12 protein-coding genes are annotated in these 12335 nt (G+C 39.2%); 9 read left to right on the forward strand and 3 right to left on the reverse strand.

Annotation, left to right across the window (positions count from 1 at the left end; all coding sequences use genetic code 11):
- Positions 1–107: 107 nt before the first annotated feature.
- The gene (gene mtaB, locus IQ31_RS22830; RefSeq protein ID WP_075991309.1) at positions 108–1430 is read right to left on the reverse strand and encodes a tRNA (N(6)-L-threonylcarbamoyladenosine(37)-C(2))-methylthiotransferase MtaB; all 1323 of its coding nucleotides are present in this window, start codon (positions 1428–1430) and stop codon (positions 108–110) included.
- A 267-nt stretch (positions 1431–1697) separates the two neighbouring features.
- Between mtaB and IQ31_RS22835 the strand changes: the two genes are divergently transcribed.
- The 4 genes from IQ31_RS22835 (at position 1698) to IQ31_RS22850 (ending at position 5007) form a co-directional block, all read left to right on the forward strand.
- Entirely contained in the window at positions 1698–2519 is an 822-nt protein-coding gene (locus IQ31_RS22835; RefSeq protein WP_088160441.1) for a thymidylate synthase, read from the forward strand.
- Positions 2520–2584: 65 nt separating this feature from the next.
- Positions 2585–3079 carry a dihydrofolate reductase gene (locus IQ31_RS22840; protein WP_088160440.1) on the forward strand — a complete coding sequence of 165 codons (495 nt, stop codon included), beginning with the start codon at positions 2585–2587 and terminating at the stop codon, positions 3077–3079.
- A gap of 4 nt (positions 3080–3083) precedes the next feature.
- Positions 3084–3734: a hypothetical protein gene (locus IQ31_RS22845; RefSeq protein ID WP_145330306.1), complete on the forward strand. Its 651-nt coding sequence runs from the start codon at positions 3084–3086 to the stop codon at positions 3732–3734.
- A 64-nt stretch (positions 3735–3798) separates the two neighbouring features.
- Positions 3799–5007, forward strand: coding sequence for a serine hydrolase (locus IQ31_RS22850; RefSeq protein WP_244294564.1), 1209 nt, complete (start codon positions 3799–3801; stop codon positions 5005–5007).
- Between the two features lie 116 nt (positions 5008–5123).
- Here the strand turns inward: IQ31_RS22850 and IQ31_RS22855 are convergent, their stop codons facing one another.
- Positions 5124–6131 (reverse strand): D-alanine--D-alanine ligase family protein, encoded by a 1008-nt coding sequence (locus IQ31_RS22855; RefSeq protein ID WP_145330310.1) that lies wholly within the window; start codon positions 6129–6131, stop codon positions 5124–5126.
- A 146-nt stretch (positions 6132–6277) separates the two neighbouring features.
- On the opposite strand from IQ31_RS22855, the gene IQ31_RS22860 reads away from it, so the two are divergent.
- The 5 genes from IQ31_RS22860 to rpsA all read left to right on the forward strand — a co-directional run bounded on the left by IQ31_RS22860 (position 6278) and on the right by rpsA (position 11982).
- Positions 6278–7264 (forward strand): PASTA domain-containing protein, encoded by a 987-nt coding sequence (locus IQ31_RS22860; protein WP_075991305.1) that lies wholly within the window; start codon positions 6278–6280, stop codon positions 7262–7264.
- 143 nt (positions 7265–7407) lie between these two features.
- Positions 7408–8448, forward strand: a complete 1041-nt coding sequence (gene mltG, locus IQ31_RS22865; protein ID WP_088160436.1) for an endolytic transglycosylase MltG — start codon at positions 7408–7410, stop codon at positions 8446–8448.
- Complete coding sequence (locus IQ31_RS22870) at positions 8448–8855, forward strand: acyl-CoA thioesterase (RefSeq protein ID WP_075991303.1); 408 nt, start codon at positions 8448–8450, stop codon at positions 8853–8855. The genes mltG and IQ31_RS22870 overlap by 1 nt, the downstream gene beginning before the upstream one ends.
- A gap of 1 nt (position 8856) precedes the next feature.
- A complete protein-coding gene (locus IQ31_RS22875) occupies positions 8857–9822 on the forward strand; it encodes a YihY/virulence factor BrkB family protein (protein ID WP_145330312.1) in 966 nt (321 codons plus the stop codon).
- A gap of 228 nt (positions 9823–10050) precedes the next feature.
- Positions 10051–11982 carry a 30S ribosomal protein S1 gene (gene rpsA, locus IQ31_RS22880; RefSeq protein ID WP_075991301.1) on the forward strand — a complete coding sequence of 644 codons (1932 nt, stop codon included), beginning with the start codon at positions 10051–10053 and terminating at the stop codon, positions 11980–11982.
- 150 nt (positions 11983–12132) lie between these two features.
- Here the strand turns inward: rpsA and IQ31_RS22885 are convergent.
- The coding region (locus IQ31_RS22885) for a transposase (RefSeq protein WP_145330314.1) at positions 12133–12335 on the reverse strand (203 nt) is incomplete at its 5' end.

Genomic DNA, 12335 nt, shown 5'->3' on the forward strand with positions numbered 1-12335 from the left:
AATAGGGAAATTTTGGAATTCTCTTTAGCGAAAAAAGGCAATCTTATGCGGGAAGATTGCCTTTTTTATATGTTATAAATCTTAATATAGTATAACCCTTAAAAAGATTAATGTGTCAATGTCTCCGGAATTTCTTCTACTTCCACTTCACAGGAATCCGTTACGTCCATAAATTTAACCGGCACAACCTCATTCACCAATAATGGATCGTATAAGGTCCGTACTTTGACATAGTTTTTAGAAAAGCCATGCATATATCCATCTTTCTCATCGGCCTCAAACAAGACATCACCAGTCTCGCCAAGCTGTGACTCATAAAAAGCACGGCGCTTCTTCTCCGAAAGGATATGCAACATTTTGCTACGGTCACTACGTTGAGCTCCCGGTACAGCACCGTCCATTTGAGCTGCAATCGTATTCTCTCTTTCTGAATAGGTAAAGACATGCAGATAAGAAATATCCAAATCGTTCAAGAAATTGTACGTGTCGATAAAGTCTTCACGTGTTTCTCCCGGAAATCCGACAATAACGTCAACACCAATACAACAATTAGGCATCAATGACTTGATAAATGCGACGCGCTCTGTGTAAAGTTCTCTTTTGTACCTTCTGCGCATTAAACTCAGAATTTTATTGCTTCCAGACTGCAGTGGCATATGAAAATGTGGAACAAAACGTTTTGATTGCGCCACAAACTCAATAATATCATTGGAAAGAAGATTAGGTTCTATCGAAGAAATCCGAATCCTGTCGATACCTTCGACTTCATCCAAAGCCTTTACCAAATCCAAGAATCGGTCTTCACGCTTACCATCCCGAATACCAAAATCACCAATATTAACTCCCGTTAACACAATTTCTTTTACGCCTGAAGCTGCAATTTCTTCCGCTTGACGCACAATATCTTCGATCTTACCCGAGCGGCTTCCGCCACGTGCCAAAGGAATCGTACAAAATGTACATGAATAATCGCACCCGTCCTGTACTTTTAGGAAGGTACGCGTACGATCGCCAATCGAATAAGCCGAGACAAATTGATTGGTCTCATCGATTGGACCATTATAAACGATCGTTTTTTCCTGTTTCGTCAAATCATTGATATGCTCAATTATATTAAACTTTTCAGCTGCACCTAAGACCATATCCACTCCGGGAATCTCTGCAATCTCTTTTGGTTTTAGCTGCGCATAACAGCCAACAATCGTAATATAGGCGTTGGGAGAGTGCTTTAATGCTTCCTTCACTACTTTTCTACACTTCTTGTCAGCATTATCCGTTACCGAACATGTATTGATTACATAAACGTCTGCACGGCTATTGAACGCTGTAGTATCATAGCCCGCATCTTTAAATAAACGACCAATGGATGATGTCTCCGAATAATTCAGTTTACATCCAAGTGTATAAAAAGCTACTTTTTTATTCTCCATAATATTTTGCAAAATTACATTTTTTTTCAGTAACCGCTCTTATCATTTTAAGTTTTGACTTTCTCGTTATAAGGATTTTCCTTAGTTTTGACTATCTTGAAAGGCTGAATGCACCGGCGGCTTATTACAGGCAAACGAAATTAGTCCGGACATGATGTATTCAAATATTCCCCGATTGAGAATCAGACACATAAAATAGCGCTATTCGTCCCTATCCAGTTCGATTATAGCCTTGATATTTAGTATTTAATAATTACTTTTTTACAGATGAAACAATATTTAGATTTACTCAGACATGTATATACGAATGGTGTTGTAAAGACAGATCGTACTGGCACAGGTACCAAAAGTGTCTTTGGATATCAGATGCGTTTCAACCTTCGGGAAGGTTTCCCTTTGGTAACGACGAAGAAATTACACTTGCGATCCATTATACATGAGCTGATCTGGTTCCTTAAAGGTGAAACCAATATTCAGTATCTCAAAGAAAATGGCGTAAGCATTTGGGACGAGTGGGCTGACGAACAAGGAAATTTAGGCCCTGTATACGGATCACAATGGCGCTCCTGGCCAACACCTGATGGCCGCCATATCGACCAGATCACACAGGTGATCAACCAACTAAAAAATTCACCGGATTCACGCCGCATTATTGTATCGGCATGGAATGTTGCGGAAATAGAGCATATGGCACTCCCTCCTTGCCATGCTTTTTTCCAATTTTATGTGGCGCCAGCACAGCCCGAAAAAGGCATCATGAAACCACAATTGTCCTGTCAACTGTATCAACGCAGTGCGGATATATTCCTTGGCGTACCTTTCAACATTGCCTCTTATGCTTTGTTAACGATGATGGTCGCACAGGTTTGCGACATGGAAGCCGCAGCGTTTATCCATACTCTGGGCGATGCACACATCTACAGTAATCACTTCGAGCAAACGGAGCTCCAATTGAGCCGCGAGCCAAAAGCGCTACCACAGATGAAGATAAACCCTGAAGTAAAAGATATCTTTGAGTTCAAGTTTGAAGATTTTGAATTGTTAAACTACGAATCACATCCACATATCAAAGCTCCGGTTGCCGTTTAACAATGAAGGCACCTAATTTTGTAACAACATTATTTTAGCGGACGAATAATCACATTATATCAAAAATGAGCAACCCAACGATCACATTAATCGTAGCAGCGTCGGAAAACAATGCCATCGGAATCGACAACCAGATGCCTTGGCATTTACCCAACGACTTTAAATATTTTAAGAAAAATACCATTGCGCATTCTGTCCTAATGGGCAGAAAGACTTTTGAGGCCATAAGCAAAGCTTTACCGGACAGAAGGAATATTGTCATCACGCGTAATGCGAATTTCCAGGGAGAAGATATTGATGTAGCCAATAGTATTCAAGAGGCACTTTTATATTGCCGGGATGAACGCGAAGTGTTTATCATTGGTGGCGCAAACATTTATCAGCAAGCGCTACCCTTGGCAAACAAAGTGCTTTTGACACGAGTACATACAACCCTAAAAGGAGATGCTTTCTTCCCTGAATTGCCTTCCGAAGAATGGGAATTAATTTCCTCAGATTCGCATCAGGCAGATGAGAAACATGCATTTGCTTATACCTTTGAAGTTTATTCGAGAAAATAATTCCATGTTTACGAATATCAAAACGCAATATCATGGGGCAAAAAGCTCCATGATCCTATTGACATTAAATTTCAGTTTTTTTCTACTGGGTACCTCGACCCAAGCTCTCGCACAATTTCGCCCGCCTACCACAATACGAACTCCTGGCGGGAACGTTACTTTAGCAGGGTTGTATACCCCTCCACTCTATTCTTTCAATAGCGAACCGATAAGCAGTAGGTATAAATTTTATATTGTTTTGAAAAATGACAGCACTGTTGTTGCAAAAACAAAAATAAAATTGAGAACCGCAACAGCACCCAGTGAAATATCCTGGCGGGAAAAAGGCAAGAAATATACAGTAACGCCCGATCAGACGAAAGAAATCTATCGGATAGATTATTGGAACAAGAAAATAAAAGGCATTCCACAGGACAGCTGTTGGTTATTTTTGGTCGACACTGTCAGTTATGAAAAGCGAATCCGCCGCTATAGCATGACCGCTGATATCAATCAGCCTGCCATATCGCATTTCAAGATGGAAAAGGCGAAGGAAATTTTACCACTGAAAAAAGAAACCTTGGAGCCTTATGTAGAGGGAAATGAAAAAGCAAAAAAACTCCTGTCAAAAAACAAATTGTTAAAAGCTATAGAAGAGCTTAATCTACAGGACTAAACAAGCGCAACACTTTGATCTAAAGCACATGCACAAATACTTCATCTTAATTTTCACCCTATTCATGTCAGACGCATACGCTCAGCAGATAGATACTGTTTACCTGGAAAAATTACTCCAAAGTCATCCTGATCTATTTCAAAACATATTAAGTCATCCGACGAAAAATGAGGTGCAGATTCTGTATACACAAATTGATCGTGACAAATCCAATAGGCCACATTTCAGATCTTATAGCTATCGACTGAATCCGAACTGGTATTTTTATCCCGCAAGTACAGTAAAGTTGCCGACAGCAATTCTGGCCTTAGAAAAAATCAACGACCTCCATCTAGCCGGTTTAACCAAAGATACTCCCCTCCGCATTGATTCTGCATTTGAAAAGCAGACTAAGGTTCTTGTGGACGAGTCGGCAGCCAATGGTCTTCCCTCTGTTGCACAATACGTAAAAAAAATACTGTTGACCAGCGACAATGATGCACAAAATAGACTGTTTGAATTTATTGGCCGTGCTGAACTGAATGCAAAACTAAAAAAATACGGCACCAAATACAGCCGTATCGTCAACCGTCTTGCCATTGGCGACAAAGGAATATGGGCCAAACACACCAATCCCATTACCTTTTACAATGGAAAAGATATCATCTACCAACAAGCGGCCCAATTCGACCCAAAAGACTATACCCTGAAGCTGGCCAATACACTTCAGGGGAAAGGTTATATGAACGATAAAGATGAACTTATTCATGAGCCCTGGAGTTTTGAGGGGCTTAATGTCTACGCACTAGAAGATCAACAGTTCATATTGAAGAAATTACTCTTTCCGGAAGCATTTCAGCCTAAAGAACGATTTAATCTAAAAAAGGAGGATTATGACCTACTCTATGACTATATGTCGCGCTATCCCTTTGAATCGGATTTCCCGAAATATGATCCAACAGAATTTTGGCCAACGTATAGCAAGCTCCTTTTTTATGGCCGTGAAAAAAATGCGACCTTAAATCCCAACATCCGGATCTTCAACAAGTATGGAGATTCTTATGGCTATAATATTGATAATGCTTATATCGTCGACTTTGAACATGGGGTAGAATTTATGCTCGCCGTTGTTGTGCAGTCCAATGAAAATGGCATCTACAACGATGGACGCTATGAATACGACACAGTAACCTACCCCTTTTTAAAGAATATCGGGCAGGTAATTTATCAGGAGGAATTGAAAAGGGTTAAGAAGTTTAAACCCGATCTATCCAAATTTGATTTCAGAAAATAAAACACACAAAAACGGCTTTCAATGTATGAAAGCCGTTTTTGTGTGTCGCTATTGCGGCATATTTTTATCTACTTTGGGCAGAAGGCTGCTTGCTTCAAGGTATTTTTGAAATAGAACTATTTCGATTGTAAGGCTGTTTCGATCAACTCGCCGTAAAAATCCCCCTCCTTCATTCCAAAAGCCCGTACCTGCTGCGGAATAAAGCTTTGTGGAGTCTGCCCGGGAATGGTATTAATTTCGATAAAATAAAATTTATCGGTATCGTTTTCCAAAAAGAAGTCCACGCGAACCATACCTTTACAGTTCAATCTAACATAGATTTCTCTTAAAATACGCGCAGCACGCTCCTGCTGTTCGACCGTCAGGTCTGCCGGCGTAATCTCCTCGGTTAATCCAGGTACATACTTGGCTTCATAATCAAAAAATTCGCGTGTAGTCCGAACTTCTGTAGCGGGCAAAACAACAAGCTCGCCTTTTGAATTCCGAAAAATTCCCTCGGAAAATTCGCGTCCAGTCACAAATTCTTCAACAATAACCTGTTTTCCTGTATTTTCCGCATCAAAAGCTTTGTCAATCGCTTCCTGCAGTTGTGCAGATTCCTTTACTTTGGTCATTCCGATACTGCTTCCACCGGCATTAGGTTTCACAAAATAAGGGAGTGAAAGATTACTTTCGACGATTTTGAGTGCCTCCGGGCGTTGCGATTCAAACAGTAGGACCGATTTTGCCAAATGCAACTCGGGAATATCCGATAAGATCGCTTTTGTATACCCTTTATTCATAGTTAATGCGGACGTCAAAGCATCACATGAGGTATATGGAATATCTAACAAATCAAAATAGCTCTGAAGTCTTCCATCTTCTCCAGGCACACCATGCACCATAATAAAAGCTAAGTCAAAAGTCAAGATATCCCCATGCAATGGAAGGGTAAAATCAGCTTTTGAAATCGGATGACGCTTTCCGTCTAAATCTTCATAGTACCATGCTTCTTTGGTCACTGTAATCAAATATATATCGTATTTGTCGTGATCAAGTTGAGAATTGACGAAGGCAGAACTTTTAAAAGAAACTTCAGCTTCTCCTGTATAACCTCCAGTTATTAATGCTATTTTTGCTTTCATAAATTTTAGCGATTCGAATAGCAAATATAATTTGCTATACACGGAAAAACGAATAATTTTGTGAGGAATAATTTTATTTAATCATTCTGCAAACTTGGCTTTAATATTGCGGTTCTATGCAGAATTAATTTTTATCAAACAGAGAAATGTCCAAAGTCGTACAATATCTTCAGACCCCCACTTTTAGGAAAAATCTTATTGCCGCTGTTATCGCGATAGTATGTCTATTCCTTTTCGTTTATATTGGACTGAAAATATATACCAAACATGATGAATCTATCGCCGTTCCTAAAGTGAAAGGCCTTCATATCAGTGCTGCCATCCAAGCTTTGGAGGACGCCGGGCTGGAATATCAAATTGACTCCGTCTATCAGATGGATGCCAAACCTGGCATGGTCATAGAGCAGGATCCCGAACAAGGATTTCATGTAAAATCGGGTCGGACTATTTATTTGACCATTATCACACAGGTTGCACCTGAAGTTGCTTTTCCGAATATAAAAGATAAAACATTGATTGAAGCAACAGCCATCTTGAAAAACCATAACCTTCGAATCGGTGACACTTCTTATGTCGCTGACATCGCCAGGGATATCGTATTGGATGCTCAATTTGCGGGACAATCTATCCGCAACGGACGCATGATTCCTAAAGGTTCACGTATAGATCTGGTTTTGGGAAATGGATTGGGAGCAAATGAGGTGGAGATACCTAATTTAGTTGGGCTTCCATTAAACGAAGCAAAGTTCGCCTTGTCTGGAGCTGGCTTAGGTCTAGGTACTGTAACCTACGATCCAAGCGTAACGGATACAGCCACTGCAGTAATCAGTGTGCAGTCACCAGGAATAGAAAAGGGCCTGACCAGTTTAGGGGCTAAAATTGACGTAACACTTTCACTCACGGCACCAACAGCAACAACAGGTGCTCCGACTGGAGGTACAACAACACCTAAACCACAGGCAAACCAAACACAGGTTACTCCGCCAGCGGCAAAACCTCCGGTTCAGTCAAAGCCTGTTGCTCCAGCAAAAAGTAACACAACAAATACCCCTGCAGCTAAACCGACAACGACAAATCCTGCAGCAGGGCAAAAAAAGGAAAAGGAAAATAAAGGGAATAGTTTAGGATTTTAAGTTTATTTACTCAAAAATGAAGCTGCGTCGAATGATCTCCATCGTAATAGATTAGAGTTCTTGGCAGATTCATCAACCACTGATCGCTAAGGGTTATATAAACGCCATGAATAGCGAACAACAGATGAATAAAAAATTTTAGAATGGAAAATAAAAAAGGAATACCAAGTTGGTTAAAAATTATTGCGCTAATCGTTATCGTTGTTGGAGGTTATTTTGCCTGGACATTTTATAAAGCATTTTATGCTTCGAATGTATCGGGAGAGAAAAAGTACCTGTACATACACGAGGGTGAAAAATATGAGGATGTACTGAAATCAATCAAGGATTCAAATCTAGTGGATGATATCGCTTCCTTTGAGCGTGCAGCACAATATAAAAAATATGAAGAAAGTGTAAAACCCGGACGTTATCTGTTAACCCCAGGGATGAACAATAGACGCTTAGTCGGCAATTTGATTGGCGGTTACCAAGAACCTGTAAAATTCAGATTTTCCAATGTGCGACTGAAAGAAAATATGGCCGCACTTCTTGGAAAAAGTTTTGAGGCAGATTCTGCCCAATTTATTGCTGTACTGAATGATGAGGCTACCGCACAGAAATATGGATTTACAAAAGAAAATCTCATTTCAATGTTCATCCCTAATACCTACGAAATTTACTGGAACACCAATCCGGAAAAAGTAATTGCTCGTTTTGATGATGAATGGAAAAAGTTTTGGAATACGGATCGCACGGCAAAAGCAAAAGCACTTAATCTGACACCACAACAGGTTAGCACATTGGCGTCGATTGTGAAAGGTGAAGCTTTACACCAGGATGAAATGCCCATGATAGCCGGCTTATATTTAAACCGTCTCAAAAAAGGTATGTTATTGCAAGCAGATCCTACGGTGATCTTTGCTAATAATGACTTTACCATTAGAAGGGTATTGAACAAGCACCTCAGAACAGACAATCCTTACAATACTTACATCTATAGAGGATTGCCTCCAGGCCCTATATCAATTCCAAGCATCGCTGCAATTGATGCGGTTTTAAACTTTAAGCAACATGATTATATTTACATGTGTGCCAAAGATGATTTTTCTGGTTACCATAATTTTGCAAAAACAGAGGCTGAGCATTTGATCAATGCACGTAAATTCCAACAGGCTCTGGACGCTAGAAATATTAAAAAATAATGTTTGTATTTGACCACCAGATTCGCGTCCGCTATGCAGAAACAGACCAAATGGGCTATGTCTATTATGGAAACTATGCTGCGTTTTATGAAATAGCGAGAACTGAAATGCTGCGGAGCACGGGGATATCGTATAAGGAGCTGGAAGAAATGGGTGTCATGCTCCCCGTTACGGAGATGAAGACCAAATATCTGAAACCAGGCAAATACGATGACTTGATCACGATACGGGTAACAATCCGCCAGAAACCTGCCGTTCGCATCATTTTCGAATATGAGCTTTTCAATGAAAATGGGGAACTACTCAACCAGGGAGAGACAACCTTGGTCTTTGTCAATATGGAGAAAAATAGACCTTGTATGCCGCCACAGGTTTTTCTGGATAAGATGAGTAAATATTTTAATTGATATGGGGAAAATCCACCAATGGCTATTAAATTTTAAACCTTATTTTAGATTAATCGAATGGAGTAAACGTGTCGTACTACCTGGCTTTGGCTCACTACCACTTTATACTGTGGCGGTATTTTTCTTTCAGGAGCTTTCCAGAGATTCCATCGTCAGCAAGGCTTCTTCCCTTTCCTATAGCTTTCTATTGGCCATTTTTCCAGGAATCATTTTTCTATTTACATTAATCCCTTATATTCCGATTAATAATTTTCAGGAACAGTTGTTGGATTTCCTTGCAGTAGTAATTCCTAAAAATGCATTTCTCGTTGTTGAAACGACATTGGAGGATATTATCAAAAACCAAAATGGCGGATTGCTGTCTTTTGGTTTTGTGTTTGCGGCCTATTTTGCGACCAATGGCATGGCCTCCCTAATGAATGCCTTCAATAAAGCTTCCCTGATGACGGAGAGAAGACCTTGGATCAGAAAACGACTGCTTGCTTTAGCCTTAGCTTTTCTGATTATTTTTGCTTTAACAGCGGGGATGACGATATTTACCATAGCTGGCATTACGATAGACTACCTCAAAGAGACGACAGGTATTAAATCGAGCTTCTGGGCGATTCTACTTAAAATAGCCCGTTGGCTGATTATATTCGCTATTTATTTTTTCACGGTAAGCTGTATTTACAAATTTGGCCCTTCCAACTCCAACAAATGGAAACTCTTCAGTCCAGGAGCTTCTATGGCTACCATTCTAGCGATATTGACATTTTCAATATTTACTTTTTATATCAATCATTTTGGTGCATATAACAAACTGTATGGATCCATTGGGACATTGATCGTCATCATGCTCTGGATTTACCTGAATACACTTATTTTATTATTGGGCTATGAGCTTAATGCGGCAATAGCGCTGTCCAAACAAACCATTGTTATTGCCAAGCCACGCATTTTCAACTCTTTTAAGAGAGAAGACTAAGGTGTCTTAAGCCACTTAAAATCTATTTTATCGGAAAAGGATTTCCGCAAATAAAGTCGAGAATTAGCAATAGTACAATTCAAATACCATCCCTTGCAGGGTTGGCATGTAAAAAGTCCCCTATAACTGAAAGTCTTTCAATAAAATAAGAAAAATAAAATTTTGCATTTAAAGTTTTTTTGTACCTTTGCAACTCCTACAAAGTAGGAAAAAGGAGAAAATTAATTAATGGCAAAAAAACAAGAAGCAGAAAAAGAATTAGCAGCGAAAAACGCAGAGCTACAAGGTGCTGACACTAAAGTAGTGAAAGACACTGAAAAAATTGAATCAGAAGCTGATTCAAACTTAATCGACGAAATCAAATCAAACACTTGGATCACACCAGAAGGTGAATTTGACTGGGATGCAAATGATAAAGGTTTCGGAAATTATAGCGATGCTGAACGCGCTAAACTTGAAGCACAATACGCAGATACTTTCAACCAAGTTAACCAAGGTGAAATTATTGAAGGTACTGTAGTTTCTATCAACAACAAAGACGTAGTCTTAAATGTTGGTTTCAAATCTGACGGTTTAGTTTCTTTATCAGAATTCCGTGACTTACCAGAATTAAAAGTTGGTGACAAAGTTGACGTATTCGTTGAATCTCAAGAAGATGCTAACGGTCAATTAGTACTTTCTCGCAAACGTGCTAAAACTCAAAAATCTTGGGAAGCTATCAATGAGGCATTGGAAAATGATGCAATCATTACTGGTTTCGTTAAGAGCCGTACTAAAGGTGGTCTTATCGTTGATATCAAAGGTGTTGAAGCATTCTTACCTGGATCTCAAATCGATATCAAACCTATCCGTGACTACGATGTATACGTAGGTAAAACAATGGAATTCAAAGTTGTGAAAATCAACCACGAATTCAAAAACGTTGTCGTATCACACAAAGTATTAATTGAAAACGACTTAGAAAACCAAAAATCTGAAATCGTTGCTAAATTAGAAAAAGGTCAAGTATTAGAAGGAACAGTTAAAAATATCACTGACTTCGGTGTGTTCATCGACTTAGGTGGTGTTGACGGTTTATTGCATATCACAGATATCTCTTGGGGTCGTATCGAGCATCCAAAAGAAGTTTTATCGCTAGATCAAACAATCAACGTTGTTGTATTAGACTTTGATGATGAGAAAAAACGTATCGCTTTAGGCTTGAAACAATTATCTGAGCATCCTTGGGAATCTTTAGATACTGCATTAGAAGTTGGTTCTAAAGTTAAAGGTAAAATCGTAACAGTTGCTGATTACGGTGCTTTCTTAGAAATCATCCCTGGTGTTGAAGGTTTGATCCACGTTTCTGAAATGTCTTGGTCACAAAACTTACGTTCTCCACAAGAGTTCTTGAAAGTTGGTGATGAGATCGAAGCGCAAATCTTAACATTAGATCGCGATGAGCGTAAAATGAGCTTAGGTATCAAACAATTGACTCCAGATCCTTGGAAAAACATCACTGAGCGTTACCCTGTAGGTTCTAAACAAACAGCTGTTGTTAAAAACATGACTAACTTCGGTGTATTTGTTGAGTTAGAAGAAGGTATCGACGGTTTGATCCACATCTCTGATTTATCTTGGTCTAAAAAAATCAACCACCCTAACGAATTCACTAAAGTTGGTGAAACATTAGACGTAGTTGTTTTAGAATTAGATGAAGAAAACCGCAAATTATCTTTAGGTCACAAACAATTGGAAGAAAACCCTTGGGATACTTTCGAAACGATCTTTACTGAAGGTTCTATCCACGAAGGTACTGTGATCAAAGTTGGTGACAAAGGTGATATCGTAGCTTTACAATACGGTGTTGAAGGTTTCTGTCCTTCTAAACACTCTGTTAAAGAAGACGGTTCTTCATTGAAAGTTGATGAAGTTACTTCATTCAAAATCATCGAGTTCAACAAAGAGAACAAACGTTTGGTAATTTCTCACTCTCGTATCTGGGAAGAAGAGAAAGAAGAAGCTCGCAAAGAAGAGTCTAACAACCGTAAAAAAGACGCTAAAGCTGAGTCTTCAGCTGTGAAAAAAGTAAAAGATTCTGTTGAAAAATCTACTTTAGGCGACTTAGACGTATTAGCTCAATTGAAAGAGCAAATGGAAAATGATAAAAACGCTAAGTAATTAGCAATTTCAATCCATAAAAAGAAGCTGTCTCAAATTTATTGAGGCAGCTTTTTTATTAAATATGGCTATGCGATAGATTTGTGAGTTGTTTGTTGATTATTTCACAGAACTGTTCATTTGGGAAGAAAAAGAACAAAAAGTAGCTTTTTAAGCTGCTTTTTTCCTTAGATTTTGCGCTATAGCCAATAAACCCCATTCTATGGACACTTTTTCCTTACCGCGGAGCATAAATCTTCGGAACCCGTGGTTCTGTTTTATGTTTCCAAAGACTGGTTCGACATCGTGACATCGCTGTTTTCTTTTGGCTATACCGACATCGCTGTTAAGCAATCCGTATGCTCTATCTTTAT

Origin of the sequence: Sphingobacterium siyangense, assembly GCF_007830445.1 — a bacterium.
Classification (GTDB): Bacteria; Bacteroidota; Bacteroidia; order Sphingobacteriales; family Sphingobacteriaceae; genus Sphingobacterium; species Sphingobacterium siyangense.

Excerpts from the sequence above, each read along its gene's own strand:
- IQ31_RS22850 (WP_244294564.1), top strand. The coding sequence starts at position 3,799 with ATGTCAGACGCATACGCTCAGCAGATAGATACTGTTTACCTGGAAAAA.
- IQ31_RS22860 (WP_075991305.1), top strand. The coding sequence starts at position 6,278 with ATGTCCAAAGTCGTACAATATCTTCAGACCCCCACTTTTAGGAAAAAT.
- IQ31_RS22840 (WP_088160440.1), top strand. The coding sequence starts at position 2,585 with ATGAGCAACCCAACGATCACATTAATCGTAGCAGCGTCGGAAAACAAT.
- IQ31_RS22875 (WP_145330312.1), top strand. The coding sequence starts at position 8,857 with ATGGGGAAAATCCACCAATGGCTATTAAATTTTAAACCTTATTTTAGA.
- IQ31_RS22855 (WP_145330310.1), bottom strand. The coding sequence starts at position 6,131 with ATGAAAGCAAAAATAGCATTAATAACTGGAGGTTATACAGGAGAAGCT.
- IQ31_RS22870 (WP_075991303.1), top strand. The coding sequence starts at position 8,448 with ATGTTTGTATTTGACCACCAGATTCGCGTCCGCTATGCAGAAACAGAC.
- IQ31_RS22835 (WP_088160441.1), top strand. The coding sequence starts at position 1,698 with ATGAAACAATATTTAGATTTACTCAGACATGTATATACGAATGGTGTT.
- mtaB (WP_075991309.1), bottom strand. The coding sequence starts at position 1,430 with ATGGAGAATAAAAAAGTAGCTTTTTATACACTTGGATGTAAACTGAAT.
- IQ31_RS22845 (WP_145330306.1), top strand. The coding sequence starts at position 3,084 with ATGTTTACGAATATCAAAACGCAATATCATGGGGCAAAAAGCTCCATG.
- mltG (WP_088160436.1), top strand. The coding sequence starts at position 7,408 with ATGGAAAATAAAAAAGGAATACCAAGTTGGTTAAAAATTATTGCGCTA.
- rpsA (WP_075991301.1), top strand. The coding sequence starts at position 10,051 with ATGGCAAAAAAACAAGAAGCAGAAAAAGAATTAGCAGCGAAAAACGCA.